The following is a 26,514-nucleotide window of genomic DNA, read 5'->3' on the forward strand; positions in this document are numbered from 1 at the left end:
GGGCGCTGAGTAGGGCAGGGCATCAAGCCAATTCCTTGCCCCGCTCTTCCTCGGCATCAATCCCTACACACCCGCAACACCGCCTCCCCATAAGCCTCCAGCTTCTTCACCCCAATCCCGCTCACCCCCTGCAGCTCATCCAGGCTCTGCGGATTGCGCTGGGCGATGGCTGCCAAGGTCGCGTCGGCGAAGACCACATAGGCGGGCACGTTGTGCTCCTTGGCCACTTCGGTGCGCCAGGCCTTGAGGTTGATGAAGCGGACCTGCTCGTCGGGGCCCAGGTTTTGGGCGGCGACGGCGGGTTTGGTGCTGCGCTGGCGCTTGCTGGGGCTGCGCTCGGCGGTGCTTTCGCGCAGCTCCACGGTTTGCTCACCGCGCAGCACGGCGCGTGAGCCGTCGCACAGGGTGAGGGTCTCGAAGCTGTAGCCGGCCTCGGTCTGCACCTTGTGGGTGGCCAGCGCGCCAATGGCCAGCAGCTGGCGCAGCACGCCGCGCAGCTGGGGCTCGGTGTAGTCCTGGCACAGGCCAAAGGTGCTCAGCTGCTGGTGGCCAAACTGGCGCACCTTGTCGGTTTCCTTGCCGCGAACGATGTCGAGGATATGGCTGGCGCCAAAGGTGATCTGGCTGGCCGAATGGGCGCGGTAGATGGTGGACAGCAGCTTGCGCGCGGCATCGGTGCCGTCCCAGGTCTTGGGCGGGCTCAGGCAGTTGTCGCAGTTGCCGCAGCGGTAGCGCGGCGCCTTCTCGGCCGATGCGGCGGAGGCCTCGGGGTGGGCCGAGTCGTAGTCGCCGCCCTGGCCATAGACCTCGTCAAAATACGCCAGCAGCCGCACACGCCGGCAGTCGGTGGCCTCGGCCAGGCCCAGCAGCGCATCGAGCTTGCCGCGCATCACCTGTTTGAAGGCGTCGCCCGCCGGGCTCTCGTCGATCATGCTGCGCTGGCTGACCACGTCGCGGTAGCCATAGGCCATCCAGGCGTCGGCAGGCAGGCCGTCACGCCCGCCCCGGCCGGTTTCCTGATAATAGCTCTCGATGTTCTTGGGCATGTCCACATGGGCGACAAAGCGCACATCGGGCTTGTTGATGCCCATGCCGAATGCGATGGTGGCAACCATCACAATGCCTTCTTCGCGCAGAAAGCGGCTTTGGTTCTGCTGGCGAATTTCGGCACCCAGGCCGGCGTGGTAGGGCAGGGCGTTGATGCCGGCATCGCACAGCGATTGCGCGACCTCTTCCACCTTTTTGCGCGAGAGGCAATAGACGACGCCGGCGTCGCCATCGTGCTCGCGCTCGATAAAGCGCAGCAGCTGGGCGGTGGCGTCTTTTTTCTCGACGATGGTGTAGCGGATGTTGGCGCGGTCAAAGCTGCTGATGAAGACGCGCGCCGATTCGAGCTGCATGCGCTCGACGATGTCGGCGCGGGTCAGCGCATCGGCCGTGGCGGTGAGCGCAATGCGCGGCACGCCGGCATAGCGCTGGTGCAGCACAGTCAGTTCGCGGTACTCGGGCCGAAAGTCGTGCCCCCACTGGCTGACGCAATGGGCCTCGTCGATGGCGAACAGGGCCAGCTTGCCCATCGCATGCAGCTCATCGAGCAGGCCCAGAAAACGCGGCGTGTTGAGCCGCTCGGGCGCCACATACAGCAAGGTGATGCCGCCCGACAGCAGCTGCAGCTCCACATCGCGGGTCTGGTCGTAGTCGAGGGTGGAGTTGAGGAAGGCGGCTTCCACACCGATCTCGTGCATGGCGCTGACCTGGTCGTGCATCAGTGCGATCAGCGGCGAGATGACGATGGTGGTGCCGTGGCCCTGCTGCTGGCGCACGATGGCCGGGATCTGGTAGCACAGGCTTTTGCCGCCGCCGGTGGGCATCAGCACCAGCGCATCGCCGCCGCCAATCACATGGTCAACAATGGCTTGCTGCGAGCCGCGAAAATGCGCATAGCCAAAGGCATCCTGCAAAACGGTGTGGGCGAGGGAAGTCACAAATTGCTAGAGAAGGCAGCTGTGCCAGCCCCCTGAAAGGGCCGCGCAAGCGGGGTATCGTCAACAGGCCAGAAGGGCCGCCCTGACACGGAGCCGGGGCGCAGGCGCAAAGCGCTATTGTGCGCGTTTTGGGGCGCTGCAACGGCAGCGCGGGGTTTGTGGGGCGGTAACGGGCTGTTTTGTGGCGCAGGTGCACGGCGGCCACCCCGGCGCGATACAACCAGCGCCGGTATGGCAAATAACGCCCGGCCGCCACGCGCCGGTGGGCGCAGCCCTACAATGGCCGCCATGTCACTGCCCCGCTACACCCGAGCCCAAGAACTGCCCGCCACCCTGGCCAAGCGCCTCGTCATCCTCGACGGCGCAATGGGCACCATGATTCAACGCTTCAAGCTGGGCGAGGCCCAGTACCGGGGTGAAGGTTATAGCGGCCCGGGCAGCGTGGGTGAGCGTTTCAAGGACTTTGGCTACGACGTCAAGGGCAACAACGAGCTGCTCTCGCTCACCCGCCCCGATGTGATCCGCGACATCCATGAGAAATACCTGGCCGCTGGCGCCGATCTGATCGAGACCAATACCTTTGGTGCGACCACGATTGCCCAGGAGGACTACCACATGGCCGACCTGGCCTATGAGATGAACCTCAAGAGCGCCCAGCTGGCGCGTGCGGCCTGCGACAAGTACAGCACGCCCGAGCACAAACGCTATGTGGCCGGCGCCTTGGGCCCCACGCCCAAGACCGCCTCCATCAGCCCCGATGTGAACGACCCGGGCGCGCGCAATGTGACGTTTGAGGCGCTGCGCCAGGCCTACCTGGAGCAGACCTTGGCCTTGATCGAAGGCGGCGCCGATGTGATCCTGGTCGAGACGATTTTTGACACGCTGAACGCCAAGGCCGCGCTGTTTGCGGTCGATGAGGCCTTTGAGCAGACCGGCGAGGTGCTGCCGATCATGATCAGCGGCACCGTCACCGATGCCTCGGGCCGCATTCTGTCGGGCCAGACGGTGACGGCTTTCTGGCACAGCGTGCGCCATGCCAACCCGCTGTCGATCGGGCTGAACTGCGCGCTGGGTGCCACCTTGATGCGCCCCTATGTGCAGGAGCTGGCCAAGGCCGCGCCCGATACCTTCATCAGCTGCTACCCCAATGCTGGCCTGCCCAACCCGATGAGCGATACCGGCTTTGACGAGACGCCCGACATCACCAGCCGCTTGGTGCATGAGTTTGCTGACGAAGGCCTGGTCAACATCGTGGGCGGCTGCTGCGGCACCACGCCAGACCACATTGGTGCGATTGCCCAGGCAGTGCAGGGCGCGACGGCGCGCAAGCTGTTTTACCCCGCTGCGGCCTAAGACGCCTTGCCAGCCACGGCCCGTTCTGGCCATCGGGTTTAGAACGGGTACTGGCGCTCGGTGGTTTGCATGGTGATCCAGCGGGTGTCGGTGAAGGCATCGATACCCTGGCGTCCGCCAAAATGGCCATAGCCTGAATCCTTGACGCCGCCAAACGGCATTTGTGCCTCATCGTGCACGGTGGGGCCGTTGATGTGGCAGATGCCCGCCTCGATGCGGGCCGCCACGCGCCAGCCGCGTGCGGTGTCGCGGGTGAACACAGCCGATGACAGGCCGAACGCGTTGTCGTTGGCGCAGGCAATGGCCTCGTCTTCGCCGTTCACGCGCACGATGCCCTTGACCGGGCCAAAACCCTCTTCGTGGTAGATGCGCATCGCTGGCGTCACGCCGTCCAGCAGAGTTGCAGGCATCAGCGTGCTGTCCGCCTTGCCGCCGCAGACGATGGTGGCGCCTTGTGCCACGGCATCGTCGATCAGCGCGTTGCAACGCTCCACGGTCGCCATGCCCACCACCGAACCCAGCACCACCGGCCCCTGGCGCGGATCGCCCAAGGGCAGCGCCGCAGCCTTGGCCGCCAGCTTGGCGATGAAGGCATCGGCCACGCGCTGGTCGACCACCAAGCGCTCGGTGGACATGCAGATCTGCCCCGAGTTGGCAAAAGAGCTGAAGCTGGCGGCTCGGGCGGCTGCTTCCAGGTCGGCATCGTCCAGCACGATGAAGGGCGCCTTGCCACCCAGCTCCAGCAGCGCGGGCTTGAGGTGGCGGGCGCAGGTTTGCGCAATGAGGCGGCCCACGCGCGTTGAGCCGGTGAAGCTGACGCGGCGCACCGCCGGGTGGGCAACGATGGCCTCGACGATGCTGGCCGCGTCCTCTGGCGCATTGGTCACGAAGTTCACCACACCGGGCGGCAAGCCGGCATCCTGCAGCGCCTCCATGACCAGGCCGTGAGTGGCCGGACACCATTCCGAGCCTTTGAGGATGACCGTGTTGCCGCAGGCCAGCGCGGTGGAGATGGCGCGCACGGCCAGGATCACCGGCGCATTCCACGGCGCGATACCGAGCACCACCCCGGCGGGCTGGCGCACCGCCATGGCCAGGCTGCCTGGCACATCGGAGGGGATGACTTCGCCGCTGATCTGCGTGGTCAGGGATGCGGCCTCCAGCAGCATGTTGCTGGCCAGATGGACGTTGAAGCCCGCCCAGTGGCCCGAAGCCCCCGTCTCGGAGGCCATCGCTGCGGCAATGGCATCGCCCTTGGCGTGCAGGGTGTCAGAAGCCTTGATCAGCAGCGCGCGCCGCGCGCCGGGTCCCAGCTGTGCCCAGGCCGGGAAGGCCGCTGCTGCGGCCTCGCAGGCTCTTATGGCATCGGCCACGGTAGCAGCGGGGGCGCGGGATGCGACCGTGCCATCGAGCGGATTCTTGCGCTCCACCGTCGCCGCATTGCCCGCATTGCAAGGCTCGCCACCAATCAGCATCTTTTGTTCAATCATTGCAGGGTCTCCTGTTCGCTGCCATTCACCGACGCTCAGGCCCACCTCTCCACCAGGCTGGCAAACTTGCGCACCGGCAAGGGGCTGATGAATGCCTGCCAGTCCAAGGGAAGCGTGGGGCGCCAAGGCTGTTGATGCTATCGATCACACGCAGTTGCTGCAACGCGCAGGCAATGCGGGTGTGCCGGCGTGCGCTGCAGCCCTCGGCGGTTCGAGCAGCGCAGCACGACGGCGATCCAGTGCTGAGAAGCTGCCCATGGCCGCCAGTACTTCAACGTCAGCCCGCTGATGCCCCCAGCGTCTGGCGGCACAAGGCAGCTATCACAGCACCATGCCCGCATCACTCATGCGGCGGGCATAGACGCTGAGCAGGACGCGCTCGGAATGGGTCAGGTAGTCATGCATCAGCTTGGCGGCCTGCTCCATGTCCCCGGCCTCGAAGCGTTCCAGGATGTTGGCATTCAGGTCGATGTAGGGCGCATGCATGAACTCGGCATCGCCCAGCATGCCAAACGCCAGGCGCAGCTCCACCAGCAGGTGCGAGAACAGGGTGTTGAGCCGCTCGCTGTCGGCCAGTGCCACAACGCCCTTGTGGAACCGCATATTGCCGGTGCCCACCTCCACCCAGCGGCCGGCCTCGCGCAGTTGCTTTTGCGCAGCGACGGCTTCGCGCATCTCTTTGCGCGCCGGGTGCTGCGGTATGGCCTGCTGCAGCGCCTGGCACTCGATCATGCGGCGCACGCGGTAGATATCCATGATGGAGGCCATCGATGGGATCGCGACAAACACGCCCCGGTTGGGCAGATGGCGCAGCAGCCCTTCCTTGGTCAGCAGCCGGAACACCTCGCGCAAGGTGTTGCGCGAGATCTCCAGGCTTTCGCTCAGTGCTACTTCGGACAGGCGTGATCCGGGCTGGAATTCCCCACGCACGATGCGGTCGCGGATCTGCTCGGCCACGCGGTCATTGAGCGAGAGGGTAGGCAGTGCAACATTCATGGCGATCGCAGGTAGTCAGAGATTGATACACATGATAGCGGTGGCCTGTAGCCCGGCCCAGCGCATTGCCCCAGCTGCTGAATCGGTCGGTCTGGCGATTTTCTTCGCCACAAAGACGAGAATTTCGCCTACATCGCTATTTGAAAGCAGATGTGTACGGGTTTTCCCGGTGAGAAAGCTGATTTTGTTTGGCTAAACTTTTGTATTGTTCAACAAACTGTCATCCACCATCGGTGAAACAGATAGGTTGTTGAACAAAAACTATGCGGTGCCCAGTCCCTGGGGGCCGTGCCTATAACAAACCTTGTATTGTCATGGACAGCTCAATCGTCAACCTCTGGCCGCTCCTCGGGGTGGCCGTCATCATTGTGGGATTCGTCCTGCGCTTCAATCCCTTTGTGGTGGTGGTCGTGACGGCGATCGTCACCGCTGCGCTGGCGGGCTTCCCGGTCCAAAAGGTACTGGCCGAGCTGGGCACGGGCTTTGTCAAAACCCGCAATCTGCCGCTCATCCTGGTGCTGCCGCTGGCCGTGATCGGCCTGCTGGAGCGCCATGGGCTGCGCCAGCATGCGCAAAACTGGATCGGCCAGATCAAGTCGGCGACCACCGGCCGCCTGCTGATCGTCTACCTGGGCGCGCGCCAGCTGACCGCTGCCATCGGCCTGACCAGCCTGGGTGGCCACCCCCAGATGGTGCGTCCGCTGCTGGCCCCCATGGCTGAAGGCGCGACCGAAACCCGCTACGGCAAGCTGCCCGAAGCACTGCGCAACCGCCTGCGCGCTTTCAGCGCCGCGACCGACAACGTCGGCCTGTTCTTTGGCGAAGATATTTTTGTGGCCTTTGGCGCGATCGTGCTGATGACCACCTTCCTGCATGAGGCGGGCATTGACGTCGAGCCGATCCATGTGGCTGTGTGGGGCATCCCCACTGCCATCTGCGCGTTCCTGATCCATGCCTACCGCCTGCGCCGTCTGGACCAGTACATCGCCAAGGAAATGGCCAACGCGCCTGCCCCAGCATCGACCACCCGTGAAGGAGGTGCAGCATGATTTTCAGCATCACCCAAGTCTATTGGCTGGCCGGCCTGGTCATGGCGGCCGTGGCCGTCTTCAACCTGCTCGATGCCAGCAACCCCAAGCGCTGGACCACCGGCCTGTTCTGGGGCCTGTATGCGGTCATGTTCCTGCTGGGCGACAAGATGCCGCCTGAAGTGGTGGGTGCCGGCGTGGTCGTGCTGGCGCTGATCGTGCTCGTCAAGGGCGTGGGCGGTGGCAAGCCGCAAGTGCGCAGCGATGCCGAGAACAAGGAAAGCGCACTGCGCCTGAAGAACAAGCTGTTTGTGCCGGCGTTGGCGATCCCGGTGGTTACCGTGATCGGCAGCGTGCTGCTCAAGGACTTCAAGATCGGCGGCAACTTCCTGATCGACCCCAAGAACGCCACCCTGGTGAGTCTGGCACTGGGCTGCATCATCGGTGCGGCCATGGCCTGCAAGATGACCCGCGAATCGCCGGTGCAATCGCTGCGCGAATCGCGCCGCCTGGTCGATGCGATGGGCTGGGCCATGGTGCTGCCGCAGATGCTGGGCATGCTCGGTCTGGTGTTCTCCGATGCGGGTGTTGGCAAGGCCGTGGCCCATGTGACCACCACCTACATCAACATGGACCTGCGCTTTGTGGCGGTGGTGGTCTATGTGGTCGGTATGGCGCTGTTCACCGTCATCATGGGCAATGGCTTTGCGGCCTTCCCGGTGATGACCGGCGGCGTCGGCGTGCCCGTGCTGATCAACGTGTACCACGGTGATCCAGCGATCATGGCCGCGGTGGGCATGCTCTCGGGCTACTGCGGCACCTTGCTGACACCGATGGCGGCCAACTTCAACATCGTGCCGGCGGCGCTGCTGGAGCTGCCGGACCGCAATGCCGTTATCAAGGCGCAGGTGCCTACGGCACTGGGCATCCTGGTCTGCAACGTGTTTTTGCTGTACTTTTTGATGAACCACTGACCGCCGCCACCCACAGGACCTCTGCATGACTGACACAACCGTACTGGTGCTGGGCTTTGAGCCCTTTGACAAAGCCCCCCTCAACCCCGCGTGGGAAGTGGCCCGCAGGCTCGATGGCAAGACCATTGACGGTGCGCGCGTGGCTGGCGTGCAGCTGCCCTGTGTGTTTGGCAAGGCGCTGGATGCGCTGGACGCAGCCCTGCAGCAGCACCAGCCCAGCCTGGTGATTGCGCTGGGCCTGGCCGGCGGCCGCACGGCCCTGTCGATCGAGCGCGTGGCCATCAATGTCGATGATGCCCGCATTGCCGACAACGCCGGCCAGCAGCCTATCGATGTGGCCGTCACCCCCGATGGCCCTGCGGCCTATTTTGCGCGCCTGCCCATCAAGCAGGCCGTGACTGCCATGCGCGCAGCCGGTGTGCCCGCCGAGGTGAGCAACACCGCCGGCACCTTTGTCTGCAACCATGTCTTCTACGGCCTGATGCACCGCCTGAACACGGTGCCTGCCTGGGCACAGACGCGCGGCGGCTTTGTGCATGTGCCCTACCTGCCCGAGATGGCAGCGGCGCTGCCGGGCGCCCCCAGCATGGCGGTGGAGACGCAGTGCAAGGGTATTGAAGCGCTGATCGCGGCCGTGCTGCGGCATGATCCTGAGCAGCAGGATCTGCAGCTGAGCGCAGGCCAACTCCACTGAAATTCATAAGAAAGGTAGCACCATGTCCCTCACCATGGATTTGAACAGCGACCTGGGCGAGAGCCTGGGTGCATGGACCATGGGCGACGATGCGTCCATGCTGTCCATCGTCAGCAGCGCCAACGTGGCCTGCGGTTTTCATGCAGGCGATCCGGCTGGCATTCTCGATACCTTGAAAAAAGCCAAGGCCAATAACGTCGTGGTCGGTGCCCATGTGGCCTACCGCGACCTGGTCGGTTTTGGCCGCCGCAACATGGATGTGGCCCATGCCGACTTGGTGAGCGACGTGATCTACCAGATTGGCGCACTGCAAGGCCTGGCCGCTGCGGCAGGCACCACGGTGCGCTATGTCAAACCCCATGGCGCGCTGTACAACACCATTGCGCAGGACCGCCGCCAGGCCGCTGCCGTGATCGAGGCCATGCAGGCCGTTGGCGGCCAGCTGGCACTGGTGGTGCTGGCCGGCTCGCCGCTGATGCAATGGGCGCGTGAAGCGGGCCTTACGGTGATTGCCGAGGCCTTTGCCGATCGGGGCTACACCCCGCAAGGCACCTTGGTATCGCGCCGCGAGCCAGGCGCTGTGCTGCACGACCCGGAGATGGTCGCCCAGCGCATGCTGCAGCTGGTGCAGCAAGGCACGGTGCAGGCCAATGATGGCTCCGTGGTCGAGGTGCAGGCCGATTCCATCTGCGTGCATGGCGACAGCCCCGGCGCGGTGGCCATGGCCAAGGCGGTGCGTGAGTACCTGCAGGCGGCCGGCGTGCAGATCCGCTCCTTCATGGACAAGGCTGGCGCATGAGTGACGAACGCACGATGCGCTTTCTGCCCGTAAGCGACCAGAGCATGCTGGTGGAGCTGCAGGACCTGGAGCACACCTTGGACCTGCTGGCCGCACTGCAGGCCGAGCTGCCCGCTGGCGTGCAGGAGCTGGTGCCCGCTGCGCGCACCATCCTGGTCTCGTTCGACCGCTGGCAGACCAGTGCTGCCGACCTGCAGCGCCATATGGCCGCATTGCGCCTGGGCCGCCAGGCCCGCAGCGCCGGCCAGCGTGTCGAGATTGCCGTGCACTACGACGGCGAGGACCTGGCCGATGTGGCGCAGATCCTGGGCATTGATGTGCCCGAGCTGATTCGCCGCCACAGCGGTAGCGATTACAGCGTGGCCTTTTGCGGCTTTGCGCCCGGCTTTGCCTACCTGACCGGTGGCGACCCGAGCCTGAACGTGCCGCGCCGCAGCACGCCGCGCACCAAGGTGCCTGCGGGCTCGGTGGCGATTGCCGGCACCTTCAGTGCCGTCTACCCCAATGACACCCCCGGCGGCTGGCAGCTGCTGGGCCGCACCGAGGTGCCCATGTGGGACCTGCTGCGCAACCCGCCTGCCTTGCTGCAGCCGGGCATGCTGGTGCGTTTTGTCGATGCCAGCACCGCCGCTGGCCAGGCGCTGCTCCAGCAGCAATCTGCGGCGCAGGCCCAGGCCCCCGCAGCGGCCGAGCATACCGGCGCCGGCATGCGTGTGCGTGCCACCGGCTTGCAGACCCTGGTGCAGGACGCCGGCCGCGCAGGCCAGGCGGGCCAGGGCGTATCGGCCGCCGGTGCGCTGGACCAGGGCGCGATGCGCCGTGCCAACCGCCTGGTGGGCAACGATGCGCGCCAATCGGTGCTGGAGTCCGTCGCCGCAGGCCTGCAGCTGCAAAGCCTGGGCGCCACCGTGGTAGCCGTCACTGGCGCCACAGGCCCCCTGACCGTGCGCAGCGCCAGCGGCGCTGTCTGGCAGGCCGAACGCAATGCGGCGATTGCCTTGAATGATGGCGATGTGATCCAGCTGGGCGAGCCCGACAGCGGCGTGCGCAGCTATGTGGCGGTGCGCGGCGGCTGGCTGGTGGAGCCCGTGCTGGGCAGCACCAGCACCGACACCCTGGCCCGCATCGGCCCTGCCGCCTTGACCACCGGCCAGACCCTGGCCGTCGGCGATGCACGCGATGCCGCTGCGGTGCAAGCCCCTGATCTGAACCCGCCTGCACTGCCCAAGGCCGGTGAGACGGTGGTGCTCGATGTCGTCATGGGCCCGCGTACCGACTGGTTCACCCCCGAGGCGGTGGCCCTGTTTGCCGCGCAGCGCTGGCAGGTCACCCCCCAGTCCAACCGCGTGGGCTTGCGCCTGGCCGGTGAAGAGGCACTGGTGCGCAGCCAAACCCAGGAGCTGCCCAGCGAGGGCACGGCCCTGGGCGCCATCCAGGTGCCCGCCAGCGGCCAGCCCGTGCTGTTCCTGGCTGACCACCCCTTGACCGGCGGTTACCCGGTCATCGCCTGCATTGCCTCCTACCACCTGGACCTGGCCGCGCAAGTGCCCGTCGGTGGCTGGCTGCAATTCCGCCCCCTGGCGCCCTTTGCGGACCTGGTGGGCTGAGTGTTGAACAGGGCGTGCGCGCCCCGTTCTTGAATGGATATAGCTATGAGCGAAGTGTTGATTGCAAAAGGCCGTGAAACACGCTGCGGCAATCTCACTTCTCTGTCGTGTTTTGGTTGTCTGGAGTCTTCTCAGCCATGAAAAAAGTATTGATTGCAAACCGTGGCGAGATCGCCGTTCGCATTATTCGTGCCTGCACGGACCACGGCCTCAAGAGCGTGGCGGTGTATGCCGATGCCGATATCGACGCGCTGCATGTGCGCATGGCCGATGAGGCCTATGCGCTTGAAGGCCAGCGCCCGGCAGAGACCTATCTGGACATCGCCAAGCTGATTGCAGTGGCGCAAAAGAGCGGCGCAGATGCGGTGCACCCAGGCTACGGTTTTCTGTCGGAAAACGCCGCCTTTGCCCGCGCCGTGATCGGTGCCGGCCTGACCTGGGTGGGCCCACCGCCTTCGGCCATCGAGCAATTGGGCGACAAGGTGCAGGCGCGCAAGCTGGCGCTGAGCGTGGGTGCGCCGCTGGTGGCAGGCACGCCCGAGCCGGTCAAGGATGTCTCCGAGGTGCATGCCTTTGCGCGTGACCATGGCCTGCCGATTGCGGTCAAGGCTGCGTTCGGCGGTGGTGGCCGTGGCATCAAGGTGATCTGGAAGGCCGAGGACATCGACGAGCTGTATGGCGCGGCGGTGCGCGAGGCCGTGACCGCCTTTGGCCGTGGCGAGTGCTTTGTCGAGCAGTTTCTGGACAAGCCGCGCCACATCGAAGCCCAGGTGATGGCCGACCAGCACGGCAATGTGCGGGTGCTGGGCACGCGTGACTGCTCCTTGCAGCGCCGCAACCAGAAGCTGGTCGAAGAGGCTCCAGCGCCTTTCCTGACCGACGCGCAGCGCGAACGCATCCACCAATCGGCCCGCGAGATCTGCCAGGCCGCTGGCTATGTGGGCGCCGGCACGGTGGAATACCTGCTGAGCCAGGGCGGCGCGATCTCGTTCCTGGAAGTCAACACCCGCTTGCAGGTGGAGCATCCCGTGACCGAAGAGACCACCGGTACCGACCTGGTGCGCCTGCAGTTCCGCGTGGCCGAAGGCGAAGTGCTGGCCGATACCACGGTGCCTGCCCCCCACGGCCATGCGTTTGAGTTCCGCATCAACGCCGAAGACGTGGGCCGTGGCTTCCTGCCCGCCCCCGGTCTGGTGACCCGCTTCGAGGCTCCATCGGGCCCCGGCGTGCGCGTCGACAGCGGTGTCGAATCGGGCTCGCAGGTGGCGGGCCAGTTCGATTCGATGCTGGCCAAGCTGATCGTCTGGGGACCAACCCGCGAAGTGGCCGTGCAACGCGCACGCCGCGCGCTCAAGGAGTTCAAGATCGAAGGCGTGCCGACCGTGCTGCCTTTCCATGAGGCCGTGATGGCGCATGCCGACTTCATCAACGGCCAGCACTTTGGTGTGCACACCCGCTGGATCGAAACCGAGCTGATGCCCCAGTGGGATGCCCAGCCCGAAACCCGTCCCCAGCCTGCCGCCACCGCTGGCCTGCAACGCGTGGCCATCGAGCTCGACGGCCGCCGCGTGATGCTGGGCCTGCCCGCCTCCCTGCTGTCCGGCCTGTCGGCCCCTGGCGCTGCCCCAGCGCCTGTGGAAGCAGCCGTGGACGAGAAGGCCGTCACGGCCGCCTCCGCCGGCACCCTCACGACCTGGAAGGTCGCTGACGGCGCCACCGTGCAAGAGGGTGAGCTGATCGCCGTGATGGAAGCCATGAAGATGGAAATGCAGATCAACGCCCCCCGCGCTGGCCGCATCAGCCTGAAGGTGGAAGCGGGCAGCTACCAGGCCGCTGGCGCTGTGATTGCGCGCATCGACTAAGCCGTCTTTTGGACGGTGGCCAAGCGCCGCGCAGCCTTTGGGTTGCGCGGCTTTTTTGTGGGACTAGGGTTTCCGGGATGGACGGTCGGTATCCCCCATCCCTGGAACAGAAATCTCCACCACATCCCCCCGGCTGCCCGCCGCCAGCTCATGGTAGATATCGTAAAGGTACTGACCCAGATCGCTGGCAGGCAGATCAGCGGGCACCGCCAGTTGGACCGGAGCGCGTTTGCCATCCTGCCCGACGGCATAGCAGCGCCAGCCCGTAGGGCAGGGCTCCAGATCGAGGATGCGGCCAAAGACGTTAAAGCGGTGTCGGGGCATGGGCAAGCAACGCGATAGGGTGGTGGTGGCACCAGCCTAACCGAGGTCACTCAGGCGCATGTCACGACGGGGTACTTGCCGCGTTCGCCCGGGTGCCACATCACGCGACGAGAACCCTTAAGGTCGCTCGTCCTCCTGCCTCGCAAACACCCGGCTGAGCTGTTGCCGCTGGATGCGGCGGTGGATGGTCGAGCGGTTGACGCCCAGCAGGCGGGCGGCTTCGGAGACATTGCCTTGGCACTGGGCGAGTACCTGTTGCAGCGTGGCGGAAGGCATGGCATTGCCATTGCATGCGGCGCCTGCCAAGGCTGCATCGCCAACCGCGTCCTGCCCCTGCGCCACAGCCGGGCTGCGCTGCAGCGCATCGGGCAGGTGCTCCAGGTCGATTTGCTGCTCGGCCAGCGCGGCGGCATAGCGCAGCGCATTGTGCAGCTCGCGCAGATTGCCGGGCCAGCGGTGGGCGCGCAGGGCGGCCTGTGCGGGCGCGCTCAGGCGCAGGCTGCAGCCGATGGCGGCCAGCATGTGCCCGGCCAGGGCCAGCAGGTCGCTGCGATCGCGCAAGGCCGGCAGCTGCAGCTCGGCGGCGTTCAGGCGGTATAGCAGGTCGGCGCGGAACTGGCCACTGCGCACCAGCTCGGCCAGCGGCCGGTGCGATGCGGAGATGACCCGGATATCGACCTTCTGTGGCGCACGCGCGCCCAGCGGCGTGATCTCCGACTCGGACAGCACACGCAGCAGCTTGGCCTGCAGCGCCAGCGGCATGTCGCCGATTTCATCGAGGAAGAGGCTGCCCTGGTGCGCGGCCTCGACCAGGCCGGCGCGGCCTTTGTGCGCGCCCCCCGTCCAGGTGCCGGGCAGGTAGCCAAACAGCTCGCTCTCCAGCAGCGCCTCGGGGATGGCAGCGCAGTTGATGGCGACAAAGGCACCGCTGCGGCCGCTGGCGGCATGCAGCGCGCGGGCCAGAAATTCCTTGCCGCTGCCGGTCTCGCCCTGCAGCAGCACCGGCAGGTCTTGCGGCGCCAGCCGGGCGGCCTTGTGCAGCACCTGGCCCATCGCGGCGTCGCCGGTGTTGAGCGCCTGCAGCGGCGCGGGCAGGCTGGGGCGTGGGCTGGCCTGCGCGCTGCTGCGCGGCTGGGGTGGCAGCGCATGGGCAAACCAGATGCTGCCATCACGGGCGCGCAGAATGCGCTCTTGCGCCGGGCGGTTGCGCAGCAGCTGCGGCAGGGCCTGCAGGTCGGTGTCAAAAAAGCGGCCCAGCGGCTGGCCGGTCAGCAGCGGCTGCTGGCGCCAGTTCAGCCCGGCGATGGAGGCCAGCATGCGGCTGGCGGCATGGGTCATCGCGCGGATGCGGCCGCGCGCATCGATGCTGAGCGCCGCATCGGCATCGACATCGAGAAAATCCGGCGACTGCGCCAGGCGCAGCACCCAGTCGCTGCCCGATTGGGCCATCAGGTTGGCCAGCTCCACCCGGCGCACGGCGGCGGTGACCAGGTGCAAGGCCATCTGCTGGCTGGCGCGGGCGGCGGGCGAGCGCAGCAGCGACAGGTCCAGCACCGCAGCGAGCTGGCCTTGCAGATCGTAGATGGGCGCGGCGGTGCACGACAGACGCGTATGGGTGAAGTCGAAATGGTCGCTCTGGTGCACCGTCAGTGCCTCGCCGGTGGCCAGGCACGTGCCCACGGCCGAGGTGCCGGCGACATCCTCGCGCCACTGCGCGCCCAGGTAGAGGCCGGCGCTGCGCAGGTCGCTGGCATCGCTGTCATGGCCGAGAAAATCCACCGCCACGCCATGGCGGTCGGCCAGCAGCAATACATAGTCCAGGCCCTTGAGCTGCTGGTACAGGCGCTCCAGCCCGCTGCGGGCGATGCGGATCAGCGGTTCGGACTCTTCGCGGTGGGCGCGCAGCTGGCCGGCGGGCACGATATGGGCTTCGCTGGTGCGGCTCGGGTCGAGCCGGTGCTGGTCAATGCAGCGGCGCCAGCTGCCCAGCACAGCCCGGTCGCGCGCCTCTCCGTGCAGCGGGTAGCCCATGCCAAAGGCTTCGAGCTCCTGGACATGGGCGGTATAGCTGTGGATGGGCATGGCGGGTCTCCTGCAATCACCGGGCTGATTCTGTGCCTGCACCCTGGCGCTGCCAATCAGGCTTACCCGCAACAGATGCTGCAGTGCAAAAAGGCGCATGCAACAGGTGTTGCATCGGCTGCCGCAGTGCCCGCGCCAGCGCGCTGCTGGCAAACCCGCAGCGCGCTGCCATGCTCTAAGGAGGTTGCAGTGCAGCATGGCCGCCTGGCATGGGGCTTGCAAAAACGCTGACGCTGCGGCCGCAGAGCCGCTGCGATACCGCCGATAAAAGGAGACAAGCCATGACCACCGCTACTGCCACCCCGGATGCCACCCCCACGGCTGCAGACGCACCTGCCGCCCGCGCCCAGGCCCTGCTGGACCAGCTCAACCAGGCGCTGGCCGCCCGCGATTTTGCGGCAGCCAGCCAGCTGTTTGCCCAAGACTGCTTCTGGCGTGACCTGGTGCTGCTGACCTGGAACCTCAAGACCTGCGAAGGCCCGGCACAGGTGGCCGACATGCTGGCCGCGCAGCTGGACGCCGCCGCGCCGTTGCTGCTGCAGCTGGACCCGAACGAAGAGGTGACGGAGGCCGATGGTGTGCTGAGCGCCTGGCTGGTGGTGGATGTGCGCCATGCACGGGGCCTGGGCCATCTGCGCATCCGCGATGGCCGCATCTGGACCTTGCTGACCACCATCCAGGAGCTCAAGGGCTTTGAAGAGGCGCAGGGGCTGCGCCGCCCGATGGGCGCCGAGCATGGCATACGCCGGGGCCGCAAGACCTGGCTGGACCGCCAGCAGGAAGAGGCCGAGACCCTGGGCGAGAGCCGCCAGCCCTATGTGCTGGTGATTGGCGGCGGCCAGGGCGGCATTGCGCTGGGTGCGCGGTTGCGCCAGCTGGGTGTGTCGCACATCGTCATCGACCGGCAGCCGCGCCCGGGGGACCAATGGCGCAACCGCTACAAATCGCTGTGCCTGCACGACCCGGTCTGGTATGACCACCTGCCCTACATCCCCTTCCCCGAGCACTGGCCGGTGTTTGCGCCCAAGGACAAGATCGGTGATTGGCTGGAGATGTACACCCGGGTGATGGAGGTGAACTACTGGTCGTCCACCCAATGCCTGGGCGCGCGCTACGACGAGGCTGCCCAGGAGTGGGAAGTGACGGTGGAGCGCGAGGGCCGCACGATGGTATTGCGCCCCAAGCAGCTGGTGTTTTCCACCGGCATGTCGGGCAAGGCCAACATCCCCCGCATCGAAGGCCAGGAGCGCTTCCGGGGCGAGCAGCAGCACTCGTCGCAGCATTCGGGGCCCGAGGCCTATGCCGGCAAGAAGGTGGTGGTGATCGGGGCCAACAACTCGGCCCACGACATCTGCGCCGCACTCTGGGAGCATGGCGCCGATGTGACGATGGTGCAGCGCTCGTCCACGCACATCGTGCGCTCCGATTCGCTGATGGACATTGGCCTGGGTGATCTGTACTCGGAGCGCGCCGTGGCCAGCGGCATGACCACGAAGAAGGCAGACCTGGTCTTTGCGTCACTGCCCTACCGCATCATGGCCGACTTCCAGGTGCCGCTGTATGACCGCATCCGCGAGCGCGATGCGGAGTTCTACCGCAAGCTGGAAGCGGCGGGCTTCATGCTCGACTTCGGCGATGACGGATCGGGCCTGTTCATGAAGTACCTGCGCCGCGCCTCGGGCTACTACATCGATGTGGGGGCCTGCGACCTGGTGATCGACGGCAGCATCAAGTTGCAGGCGGGCAAGAACAAGGGCATCAGCCACCTCACTGAAAACGCCGTAGTGCTGAGCGATGGCACCGAGCTGCCGGCCGACCTGGTGGTCTATGCCACCGGCTATGGCTCGATGAATGGTTGGGTGGCCGACCTCATCAGCCAGGAGGTGGCCGACAGGGTGGGCAAGGTCTGGGGCCTGGGATCGGACACCACCAAGGACCCCGGCCCCTGGGAGGGCGAGCAGCGCAATATGTGGAAGCCCACCCAGCAGCCGCAGCTGTGGTTCCACGGGGGCAATCTGCACCAGTCGCGCCACTATTCGCTGTACCTGGCGCTGCAGCTCAAGGCGCGGCAAGAGGGGCTGCCTACCCCGGTCTACGGCCTGCAGCAGGTGCACCACCGGCATTGAGCGCAGCGCAGGGCCAGCGTGCCGCTGCGGAATGTCAACATTGCACAGGGCGGCCAGCTATGGCCGATGGCTGACACCGGCCTGCCGCCCTTCAATGCCAGAATCGGGCGATGGTGAACCAAGACTCCACGCTCGCCCAGCGGGTGCAGCACAAGCTCAACCCTTTCCGCCCTTTCTACGATGCCGCCCAGCAATGGCTGGCGGCCGACGGTCTGCGCATGAGTGCGGCCATGTCCTTCTACGGCATGCTGAGCCTGGCACCGTTGCTGCTGCTCCTGGTGGGCGTGCTGGGCTGGTGGCTGGACCGCTCCTACATCGAGAGCAACCTGATCCACCAGGTCGAGGACATCATGGGCGCGCAGGTGGCCGATGTGGTGCGCGGCGCGCTGTCGAGTGCGCAAACCAAATCGCAGGGATTGATTGCCTCGGCCATCGGTTTTGTGATGCTGCTGTCCGGTGCCACCGGGGTGTTCGTGGAACTGCAGACTTCGCTGGAGCGGCTGTGGAACCATGGCGAGGCGGTCGACAAGAGCGATACCCCGTGGTGGTATTCGCTGGTGCAGCGTGTGCGGGGCCTGGGCTATATCCTGGTGCTGGGCTTCTTGATGCTGATCTCGCTGGTCATCACGACGATGCTGAGCATGACCACGCGCTGGGCCGGCGCCGTGTTGCATGTGGAGGCCCCCGGCATGCTGCTGGGCGTCATCAATGAGACGGTGTCCTTCCTGATCACCGTGACCTTGTTCGTCGGCATGATGCGCATCGGCACCGGCACCAAGCCCCGGCTGCGCTTTCTGATTGCCGGCGCTGCGATCGGCGCCTTCCTCTTCACCATCGGCAAGCAGGTGCTGGCCTGGTATCTGTCCACTGCAGCCGTCGTATCGGCCTATGGCGCTGCCGGCTCGCTGGTGGTGCTGCTGATGTGGATCTATTTCTCGTCCGCGATCCTGCTGTTTGCAGCGAGTTGTGCACGCTCGCTCAACGGTGCCGATATTGCGCTGCATGGCAAGGGAGGCGGCGCAGCGGAGGCGGACAGCGCACGCCTGCGGCCTGCGGCGGGCGAGGCGGCGACGGTGGATTTTCAGATCTAGAAGACCATCGCACCAACAACAATGCGTCCGAGGGCGCATTGTTTTTTAGGGGGAGGGTGGCCCCGCTCTTCAGTGGGCCGGGGCCTTCACATCAAAGCCTTCGGCGCGGGTGTCATGGCGCATGAAGAACACCAGCGCAAACGCGACAACGGCCAGCGATGCCAGGAACATGACGGCGTAGACATCGTTGCCCATCCTGTCCTTGAGCGCGCCAAAAATCGTGGGGCCGATGTAGCCACCCAGGTTGCCGATGGAGTTGATCCAGGCGATGCCCGCTGCGGCAGCGGTGCCGCTCAGGAAGGCGGTGGGCAAGGTCCAGAACGTGGGCAGCGCGCTGAAGATGCCAAACGCAGCCAGGGTCACCGCCGCCATCTTGGGCACCGGTGCGGCGGTGTTGGCAGCGATCAGCAGGCCGGCAACGATGCAGGCCAGCGGAATCAGCACAAACCATTTGCGCTCCTTCATGCGGTCGGAGCCGCGTGTCCAGAAGATCATCGCGATGGCGCCGACCAGATAGGGGAAGGCGTTGATGAAGCCGACCTGCACATTGGACAGGCCGCCAAAGCCCTTGATGATCTGCGGCAGGAAGAAGCCCAGGCCGTAGAGCGGCACGGTGATGCCCATGTAGACAAAGCCCAGCGCGATCACCTTGGGGTTGAGCAGGGTCTGCTTCCAGGAGATCTTGTGGATGGATTCGCGGTTCTGGCGTTCGGCCGCCAGGGTCTGGGCGAGCCAGGCGCGTTCTTCGTCGGTCAGCCACTTGGCGTCCTGCGGGCCATCGGGCAGGTAGAACAGCACGACGAAGGTCAGGAAGATCGCCGGCAGCGCCTCCAGGATGAACAGCCACTGCCAGCCATGCATGCCGCCCATGCCGTCCATGTCGAGGATGAAGCCGGAGATGGGCGCGCCGATCACCGTGGAGATCGGAATGGCGAACATGAACCAGCCGACGATGCGCGCGCGGTAGGCGGCCGGGAACCACAAGGTGATGTAGAAGATCACGCCGGGGAAGAAGCCCGCCTCGGCAATGCCCAGCAGAAAGCGCACCACGTTGAAGCTGGTGGCGCTGTCCACCCAGGCCTGGCCGGCCGACAGCACGCCCCAGCTGAACATGATGCGGGCGATCCACTTGCGGGCACCAAACTTCTCCAGCGCCAGGTTGCTCGGCACTTCACAGAGAAAGTACGAGAGAAAGAAGATGCCGGCCGCACTGCCGAAGACAGCGGCGGAGAAGCCCAGGTCCTTGGACATGCTGGCCCCGGCAAAGCCGATGTTGACGCGGTCGAGGTAGGCGATGAAGTAGCAGACCATCAGCAGCGGCAGGAGCCGCCAACTGATCTTGGAGATGGTGCGCTGTTCCAGGGTGTCCATGTTGGTCTCCGATGCTGTTATGGGTAGGACGTGCGGTAGAGGTGCTTCACTTTTGATAGCTGTATGTTCAGTTGTATCAAAAGCTGGTGCGGCTTTTCGATGGCGGCTGCCATCGGGTCGCCGCTATTGTGCGCTGCAGCGCCCGCTGCCGCAATTGCGTCGGAGACAGATGCAAAACGCCCCGCGCAGCGCAGGCTGGCGGGGCGTCCGGGTGATCGGGTGGGTGGATCAGGCGGTCTTCATCGAGCCGGTATCCAGGTAGCGCTGGTGCCAGGACAGCGCCTCGGTCAGGATGTGCGGCGTATGCAGGCCGGCCGACTGCTGCATCGCACGGTCCACATAGTCCTGCAGCATCGGGCGGAAGTCCGGGTGCGCGCAGCGCTCGATGATGACCTTGGCGCGCTGCTTGGGCGAGAGGCCGCGCAGATCGGCCAGGCCTTGTTCGGTGACGATGATCTGTGTGTCGTGCTCGGTGTGGTCCACATGCGAGCACATGGGCACGATGCAGGAGATGTGGCCGTTTTTGGCCACCGAAGGCGTGACGAAGAAGGACAGAAAGCCGTTGCGGGCAAAGTCGCCACTGCCGCCAATGCCGTTCATCATGCTCGAGCCCATCACATGGGTGGAGTTGATGTTGCCGTAGATGTCGGCCTCGATCATCGAGTTCATCGCGATCACGCCCAGGCGGCGTACCAGCTCGGGGTGGTTCGAGATCTCCTGCGGGCGCAGGATGATGCGGTCGCGGTAGAAGTCGATGTTTTCCTCGAAATCGCGGTAGGCGGCAGACGACAGTGAGATGGCGGTGGCCGAGGCGCGCGCCATTTTGCCGCTGCGCAGCAGGTCGAGCATGCCGTCCTGCAGCACTTCGGTGAAGCCCAGCAGGTTGTCGAAGGGGCCGGTCAGCAGGCCGGCCAATACCGCATTGGCCACATTGCCCACGCCCGACTGGATCGGCAGCATCTGCTGGGGCAGGCGGCCCATCTTCATCTCGTGCGAGAGAAAGTCGATGATCGAGGCGGCAATGGTGTTGGAGTTGGCATCCGGCGCGGCAAACACATTGTCGCGGTCGCCCTTGTGGGTCTCGACCACGGCGACCACCTTGTCCAGGTCCACCTTCAGGTAGCCCTCGCCGATGCGGTCGTCGGCATGCGTCATGCGGATAGGCACGCGGCGCGGCGGGATCGCCGTGCCGTAGTAGATGTCGTGCATGCCTTCCATTCTGGCGGGTGGCTTGGTGTTCACCTCGAGGATCACCTTGTCCGCAATCTCCAGCCAGGTCTTGTTGTTGCCCACGGCGGTCGACGGGATCAGCAGGCCATCGGCGGTGATGCCCAGCACTTCGACCACGGCCACATGCATGGGGCCCAGAAAGCCGAACCAGGCGTGCTGGGCCACATGCGAGAGGTGCATGTCGATGAAGTCGATGTCACCGGCATTGATCGCCTTGCGCGCGATCGGGTCGGTGTTGAACGGCAGCCGCTGGCCAATGGCCCCGGCCTCGGCCATCACACCATCGCATTCGGCGGCGGTGGACGCGCCTGTCCAGACATTGAGCTTGTAGGGGCGGCCGGCCGCATGCTCGGACTTGGCATGGGCGGCGATGGCCTGTGGCAGCGCCTTGGGATAGCCGGCGCCGGTGAAGCCGCTCATGCCCACATTGGCGCCAGCGGGGATCAGGGCAGCCGCGTCGGCAGCGGACATGATGCGGGAGTGCAGCGCGCTGCAGCGCACGCGGTCATTCAACGACATGGGGAAGACTCCGGGAGGGTGTTTTCGTTATTGTCTACAGATGCAGCCCAGCGGCAATGGCCGGGCGGCGAGGCGGGCAAATCTTAGCAGTCGTTGCACGCGAAACCATTTGGGATCCGGGAATACCCGATTGTGGATAAGTGCTACTGCAATGCCCATTTATTGTTGCGCTGCAACAATTTAGCGCAAGAAAAAAGCCCGGGACAACCGGGCTTGGGGAGATGTGCCGCTCAGCGCTTGTCGCTGCGGTTGAGCAGTTGGTAGAGGATGATGGCGCCGAAGGTCGCGGTCCCGATGCCACCCAGCGCAAAGCTGCCGAATTTCAATGTGAAGTCACCGGTGCCGATGATCAAGGTGATGGCGGCGACGATCAGGTTCTTGTTCTGCGAGAAATCCACCTTGTTCTCCACCCAGATCTTGGCGCCGGCCACCGCAATCAGGCCAAACACCACGATGGACACACCGCCCATGACGGGCAGCGGAATCGCCTGGATCAGCGCGCCGAACTTGGGCGAAAAACCCAGCAGCAGCGCAATGAGGCCGGCCACCATGAAGACAGCGGTCGAGTAGATGCGCGTTGCGGCCATCACGCCGATGTTTTCTGCATAGGTGGTCACACCCGTGCCGCCCACGCCGCCGCTGACCATCGTGGCCACGCCGTCACCGATGAAGGCCCGGCCCATGTACTGGTCCAGGTTGCGGCCGGTCATCGCGGTCACCGCCTTGATGTGGCCCAGGTTTTCGGCGACGAGGATGATCACGATCGGCGCGATCAGCACCATCGCTTGCGGGCTGAACTGGGGGGCCGAGAAGTTGGGCATGCCGATCCAGGCGGCCGAGGCCAGGCCCGACAGATCCACCGGCTTGCCCAGACCCATGCCATTGGTGAGGATGGCGTAGATGATGGACGCTGCAATCAGGCCCACCAGGATCAGCAGGCGCTGCACCATGCCCCGGGTGAGCACGGCCACCATGCCGACGCAGACAAAGGTCATCGCCTGCATCCAGCTCTCGAAGTTGTTGCTGGCCATGTTCTTGACGGGAACGCTGGCGAGGTTCAGGCCGATCACCGCCACGATCGCGCCCGTCACCACCGGTGGCATGAAGCGCTCGATCCACCCGGTACCCACCACCTGCACGATGAAGCCGATCAAGGTGTAGAGCAGGCCGCAGGCAATGATGCCGCCCAGCGCCATGCCGATGTTGGCATTGGGCCCGGAGCCGGCATAGCCGGTGGCGGCAATCACCACGCCGATGAACGCAAAGCTCGATCCCAGATAACTGGGCACCCGGCCGCCGGTGATCAAAAAGAAGATCAAAGTGCCGACACCACTCATCAAAATGGCGACATTCGGGTCAAAACCCATCAGAATGGGCGCCAGAATGGTCGAGCCAAACATGGCGATGACATGCTGCACCCCCATGATCGAGGTTTGTGGCCAGGGCAGGCGCTCATCGGGCGCGACGACATCGTCAGCGCCTGGGCGCACTTCACGCCAGCGGGGAAGGAAGGATTCAGACATGGTATGGGCAGGCCGCGTGCAGGGCTGCGCCGGTGGGCGCAATTGCGGGCGGGCGAGAGAAAAGGTGCTGCATCATAGTGAATTTGCCAATCCTTGTAGAGAGAGGGAAACTCTCTAACCAGGAACCCATGCAGTGCGGCCGGGACGGCGATGCTGCACGGTGTGGCGCCATGGCACTGGCCCAATGGGCCAATGCAATAGATAATCACAATGATATTCAGAACAAATACGGTAGGTTGCTTTCGGCAGCCTGTACGTCCAGGGAGAGAGGGTTTCGATGAACTGTGTGCAATGTGGCGAGGCATTGGCCGCCAACGCCAAATTCTGTCGGAAATGCGGCTGCAAGGTGCAGTCGGAGCCGCTGTCCGAGGCGCTGGCCAGCCCCCGCAGCCTGCCGGCAGCGCCGGTGGCCGCCTATGCAACCTGCCCCGACTGCGGCGCGCTGTGCAAAGGGCAGGCATTGTTTTGCAAGCAATGCGGCTGCCGCTTTGAGGAAAGCCCCGGGTTTCAGGACACCGCGCCCGACTGGGACACCCCGCTGAGCCCGGCCGAAGAGAAGGCCATTCTGGTCTTTGGCAATGTGCAGGACAGCTCCGAGCCCGCGTCCATGCTGCCCGGTGAGCGCATCCAGACCAGCGCCGCGATGGTGATCGGTGGTGCGGCGGCCAGCTCGGCAGCGGCCGTGCCGGCGCCTGCCTTGCGCGAACCCGAAGTGCCGCTGTGGCAGACCGATGCCGCTGCCAGGCGTGCCCCTCCCACCGCCCCGGACCCCGGCCTGCGCCCGCGTGCCGGCGCGCAGGTGCGCAACCCCATGCCCGAAGCCCCGGTGCCCTCCAGTGGCCACGGGCTGCGTATTATGTTGGCACTGCTGGGCCTGGTGGTAGTGGCCGCAGGCGGTGCCTGGTGGTGGAAGAGCCAGCAGGGGCGCCCTGCAGCGGGCAGCGTAGCGGCGCCCAGCGTCTCCGCCCCTGCCGCCGCCGCTGCGCCGGTAGAGGCGGCTGCGCCGGCGATGGTCGAGACCAATGCTGCGCTCGCCCCCAATGAATCGCTGGTAGCCCCGGCAACTGCCGAGGAGGCCGTGGCCGCTGCGGTGCCCATCGAAGAAGCGGCTGCCTCTGCGCCCGCACCGGCGCCGGCCCGGCCGGCCGTGCGCAAGCCGGCGCGCCCCCAAACCCTGGATGATTTGCTGAATTGAAGGAGAGCATTGTGAAGCTGTTGATGAAAATGTCCGCCCTGGTGTCGGTGCTCGCGCTGGCGGGCTGCGTGGCGCCACCGCCAGAACCCGCACCTGCGCCCGCGCCAGCGGTGCCGGTGCAGGTGGAGTGCGGTGTTGCGTCGCCCCCCGGCTGCCGTGAGCCTGCCGTGCCACCTGCACTGGTGACCTGGGAGCAGAAGATCAAGGGCGAGATCGACCAGGCCGAGGCGCTGCGCGTCCGCGCGGTCGAGGCGATGTCGGCGCTGCCGGTCAAGCAGCGCATCTCGGGCAGCAAGACCACCACCACCGAGCAGGTCTTCAGCTCCAGCCAGTCGCCTGCCACGCGCGGCATGCCGGTGCTCGATGCGGTATCGCTCGATCTGCCCTGGGCCGCCAAGTCGCGCCAGGAGCACAAGGATGCGATGGTTGCCATCAAGGACATCGCCACGATGATGGCCGACAACCGGGGCGGCGCCACGATCTTTGTCACCGTCTCGCCGCGCGATCTGCGTGCCAAGAAGGTCAATACCAATTCCGGCACCGCACCCACCGAGGCCGGCAACCCGGTCGAGGTCAAGAAATCGGCCGACAAGAATGTGCCACCGGGTATCGAGCACTTCGTGATCCAGGCCAAACCCTGGCCCAGCCGCATCGATTGAGGCCACCACCCGCGCCTGTAGCAGCCATGCGCGCCCCTGCGGAGCCGCTGGCCCCACCCAACGATAACCACGACGAAGGAATCGCTGATGTCTTCTCCCAAATCGATGCTGAAGTCCATTGACTTTGGCCAACTGATGCGAGCGGCCGAGGGCCTGACCCAATGGCGTGTGCTCGGCCTGTCGTTCCTGACCTGGCTGGCCGGCGGCCTGGTGATGGTGGGCGGCCAGATGCTGGCCACCCGCGCGGGCAGCATGCTGCTGGCGCTGCTGTTCCTGGTCATCGCCTCGGTGGTGTTCTCGGCCGGCATGTCGGCAGTCGGCATCCTGCTGCAGGACAAGGCCAAGGATGTGGAGCAGCGCAGCGTGGCTGCCGCCATCCGTGCGGGCCTGCTGTGTGTCCCGCGCTTCATCCTGTTTGGCCTGCTGGTGCTGGCCGTGGTGCTGGGCCTGTGCCTGGTGGCGGCCATTGTCTATTTCGTCTGCAAGATTCCGTTCATCGGCCCGATCCTGCTGTTCTTTGCCCATCCAGTGATGGTGATTGCCGCGTCGGTGTTCTTCATCGCGCTGTACTGGGTGGCGGCGCCGCTGCTGGCCCCCGCGATCTGGGACGGCCGTTCGCTGCGCCGCGCGGTCTCGCTGGTGCTGGCAGTGGTGCGCACGCGCCTGGTGCCGCTGGTGCTGATGCTGCTGGCGCTCTACATCGTCATCACCGTCATTACCTTGGTGGTGTTCACCGGCTTCATCCCCGGCTTTGCCTACATGACGGCGATTGCCAGCGGCGTGATCGGCCCGAGCATGATGGCGTCGATGGGCGGCATGGGCAACTCTGCCGCCTTTGGCGCGATGGCCGGCAGCGGCCATATGCTGGCCGGCACCCTGTCGACCGTGATCCTGTTTGCCGTGCTGATGGCGCTGACCATGCAGGTGATGATCATGGGCGTGAACATCATCTACCTGATGGTCACCGATGGCCTCGATGAGCAAGGTACCGAAGAGAGCCTGCAGGCCGGCATTGACCTGGCGCGCGAGAAGGCCCGCCAGGCCCAGGGCATGGCCCGCGAGGCGGCCGACAAGGTGCGCCATGCGGCGCATATGGATGGCCATGGCCACCACGGCGGCACGGCGCGTGCCCCGGCTGCGCCCGTGGCTCCGGCAGCACCAGCAACGCCTGCTGCACCGGTAGCGCCGCTGAATGACATCTTTGCGCCAGCGCCTGCGCCGGTCGCTCCCGTGGCTCCGGTGCCCCCGGTGACGTCGGCTCCTGCACCGGCATCGGTCGCCGCTCCGGTGCCAGCCCCAGCACCCGCAGCCCCCACACCCTCTGCTCCGGTAGCGCCAGCCCCTGTGGCGCCGGCTTCCGTGGTGCCCCCTGCGCCCGTGCAGCCGCCGGTGGCGCCAACGCCCACCACTGGCCTGGGCGCTGCAGCAGTCGTTGGCGGTGCGGCCGTATCGGCTTTGCCGCCCACGGCAGCGCCAGCGGCACCGGTGGCCTCCGAGCCCTTGCTGCGCTGCCGCAGTTGCTTTGAGGTGGTGGCGGCTGACGATGTGTTCTGCGGCCATTGCGGCTTCCAGCTCAAGCCCTGACCGGCTGAGGCATCCCCCAGGG

At 65.8% G+C, this 26,514-nt stretch carries 20 protein-coding genes; 12 read left to right on the forward strand and 8 right to left on the reverse strand.

The window, feature by feature from the left end; genetic code table 11:
• Positions 1 to 56: 56 nt before the first annotated feature.
• Positions 57 to 1,985: a DNA helicase RecQ gene (recQ, locus tag AB7A72_RS16415; RefSeq protein WP_369460602.1), complete on the reverse strand. Its 1,929-nt coding sequence runs from the start codon at positions 1,983 to 1,985 to the stop codon at positions 57 to 59.
• A gap of 288 nt (positions 1,986 to 2,273) precedes the next feature.
• On the opposite strand from recQ, the gene AB7A72_RS16420 reads away from it, so the two are divergent.
• Positions 2,274 to 3,338, forward strand: coding sequence for a homocysteine S-methyltransferase family protein (locus AB7A72_RS16420; RefSeq protein ID WP_239810089.1), 1,065 nt, complete (start codon positions 2,274 to 2,276; stop codon positions 3,336 to 3,338).
• A gap of 38 nt (positions 3,339 to 3,376) precedes the next feature.
• Here the strand turns inward: AB7A72_RS16420 and AB7A72_RS16425 are convergent, their stop codons facing one another.
• Together AB7A72_RS16425 and AB7A72_RS16430 are read right to left on the reverse strand one after the other, a co-directional pair.
• Positions 3,377 to 4,828: an aldehyde dehydrogenase gene (locus AB7A72_RS16425; protein ID WP_369460603.1), complete on the reverse strand. Its 1,452-nt coding sequence runs from the start codon at positions 4,826 to 4,828 to the stop codon at positions 3,377 to 3,379.
• Between the two features lie 321 nt (positions 4,829 to 5,149).
• Complete coding sequence (locus tag AB7A72_RS16430) at positions 5,150 to 5,824, reverse strand: GntR family transcriptional regulator (protein ID WP_312526256.1); 675 nt, start codon at positions 5,822 to 5,824, stop codon at positions 5,150 to 5,152.
• A gap of 314 nt (positions 5,825 to 6,138) precedes the next feature.
• Between AB7A72_RS16430 and AB7A72_RS16435 the strand changes: the two genes are divergently transcribed.
• From AB7A72_RS16435 to AB7A72_RS16460, 6 genes are all read left to right on the forward strand, one after another.
• A complete protein-coding gene (locus tag AB7A72_RS16435; RefSeq protein WP_239810091.1) occupies positions 6,139 to 6,873 on the forward strand; it encodes a DUF969 domain-containing protein in 735 nt (244 codons plus the stop codon).
• The gene (locus AB7A72_RS16440) at positions 6,870 to 7,826 is read left to right on the forward strand and encodes a DUF979 domain-containing protein (RefSeq protein ID WP_239810092.1); all 957 of its coding nucleotides are present in this window, start codon (positions 6,870 to 6,872) and stop codon (positions 7,824 to 7,826) included. The genes AB7A72_RS16435 and AB7A72_RS16440 overlap by 4 nt, the downstream gene beginning before the upstream one ends.
• A 25-nt stretch (positions 7,827 to 7,851) precedes the next feature.
• Positions 7,852 to 8,520: a pyroglutamyl-peptidase I gene (gene pcp / locus AB7A72_RS16445; RefSeq protein WP_239810093.1), complete on the forward strand. Its 669-nt coding sequence runs from the start codon at positions 7,852 to 7,854 to the stop codon at positions 8,518 to 8,520.
• A 22-nt stretch (positions 8,521 to 8,542) separates the two neighbouring features.
• The gene (locus tag AB7A72_RS16450; protein ID WP_369460604.1) at positions 8,543 to 9,319 is read left to right on the forward strand and encodes a LamB/YcsF family protein; all 777 of its coding nucleotides are present in this window, start codon (positions 8,543 to 8,545) and stop codon (positions 9,317 to 9,319) included.
• 14 nt (positions 9,320 to 9,333) lie between these two features.
• Positions 9,334 to 10,926, forward strand: coding sequence for a 5-oxoprolinase subunit B/C family protein (locus AB7A72_RS16455; protein ID WP_369460723.1), 1,593 nt, complete (start codon positions 9,334 to 9,336; stop codon positions 10,924 to 10,926).
• Between the two features lie 137 nt (positions 10,927 to 11,063).
• Entirely contained in the window at positions 11,064 to 12,788 is a 1,725-nt protein-coding gene (locus AB7A72_RS16460) for an acetyl/propionyl/methylcrotonyl-CoA carboxylase subunit alpha (protein WP_133856691.1), read from the forward strand.
• A 63-nt stretch (positions 12,789 to 12,851) separates the two neighbouring features.
• Here AB7A72_RS16460 and AB7A72_RS16465 read toward each other — a convergent pair whose 3' ends face one another.
• Together AB7A72_RS16465 and AB7A72_RS16470 are read right to left on the reverse strand one after the other, a co-directional pair.
• Positions 12,852 to 13,112 carry a DUF7661 family protein gene (locus tag AB7A72_RS16465; protein ID WP_369460605.1) on the reverse strand — a complete coding sequence of 87 codons (261 nt, stop codon included), beginning with the start codon at positions 13,110 to 13,112 and terminating at the stop codon, positions 12,852 to 12,854.
• Positions 13,113 to 13,229: 117 nt separating this feature from the next.
• Positions 13,230 to 15,194: a sigma-54-dependent Fis family transcriptional regulator gene (locus AB7A72_RS16470; RefSeq protein ID WP_369460606.1), complete on the reverse strand. Its 1,965-nt coding sequence runs from the start codon at positions 15,192 to 15,194 to the stop codon at positions 13,230 to 13,232.
• A gap of 281 nt (positions 15,195 to 15,475) precedes the next feature.
• Between AB7A72_RS16470 and AB7A72_RS16475 the strand changes: the two genes are divergently transcribed.
• The gene (locus AB7A72_RS16475) at positions 15,476 to 17,320 is read left to right on the forward strand and encodes a flavin-containing monooxygenase (protein WP_369460607.1); all 1,845 of its coding nucleotides are present in this window, start codon (positions 15,476 to 15,478) and stop codon (positions 17,318 to 17,320) included.
• A gap of 110 nt (positions 17,321 to 17,430) precedes the next feature.
• Complete coding sequence (locus tag AB7A72_RS16480; protein WP_312414394.1) at positions 17,431 to 18,411, forward strand: YihY/virulence factor BrkB family protein; 981 nt, start codon at positions 17,431 to 17,433, stop codon at positions 18,409 to 18,411.
• Between the two features lie 69 nt (positions 18,412 to 18,480).
• Here the strand turns inward: AB7A72_RS16480 and AB7A72_RS16485 are convergent, their stop codons facing one another.
• The 3 genes from AB7A72_RS16485 to AB7A72_RS16495 form a co-directional block, all read right to left on the reverse strand.
• Complete coding sequence (locus tag AB7A72_RS16485) at positions 18,481 to 19,782, reverse strand: MFS transporter (protein WP_369460608.1); 1,302 nt, start codon at positions 19,780 to 19,782, stop codon at positions 18,481 to 18,483.
• Positions 19,783 to 20,010: 228 nt separating this feature from the next.
• A complete protein-coding gene (locus AB7A72_RS16490; RefSeq protein ID WP_239810100.1) occupies positions 20,011 to 21,531 on the reverse strand; it encodes an acetyl-CoA hydrolase/transferase family protein in 1,521 nt (506 codons plus the stop codon).
• A gap of 230 nt (positions 21,532 to 21,761) precedes the next feature.
• Positions 21,762 to 23,054: a solute carrier family 23 protein gene (locus AB7A72_RS16495; protein WP_312526243.1), complete on the reverse strand. Its 1,293-nt coding sequence runs from the start codon at positions 23,052 to 23,054 to the stop codon at positions 21,762 to 21,764.
• Positions 23,055 to 23,331: 277 nt separating this feature from the next.
• Between AB7A72_RS16495 and AB7A72_RS16500 the strand changes: the two genes are divergently transcribed.
• The 3 genes from AB7A72_RS16500 to AB7A72_RS16510 all read left to right on the forward strand — a co-directional run bounded on the left by AB7A72_RS16500 (position 23,332) and on the right by AB7A72_RS16510 (position 26,492).
• A complete protein-coding gene (locus AB7A72_RS16500; protein ID WP_369460609.1) occupies positions 23,332 to 24,249 on the forward strand; it encodes a double zinc ribbon domain-containing protein in 918 nt (305 codons plus the stop codon).
• Between the two features lie 23 nt (positions 24,250 to 24,272).
• Positions 24,273 to 24,908: a hypothetical protein gene (locus tag AB7A72_RS16505; RefSeq protein ID WP_239810103.1), complete on the forward strand. Its 636-nt coding sequence runs from the start codon at positions 24,273 to 24,275 to the stop codon at positions 24,906 to 24,908.
• An 87-nt stretch (positions 24,909 to 24,995) separates the two neighbouring features.
• Positions 24,996 to 26,492: a hypothetical protein gene (locus AB7A72_RS16510; RefSeq protein WP_369460610.1), complete on the forward strand. Its 1,497-nt coding sequence runs from the start codon at positions 24,996 to 24,998 to the stop codon at positions 26,490 to 26,492.
• Positions 26,493 to 26,514: the final 22 nt, after the last annotated feature.

Origin of the sequence: Comamonas sediminis (genome assembly GCF_041107495.1) — a bacterium.
Classification (GTDB): Bacteria; Pseudomonadota; Gammaproteobacteria; order Burkholderiales; family Burkholderiaceae_C; genus Comamonas; species Comamonas sediminis.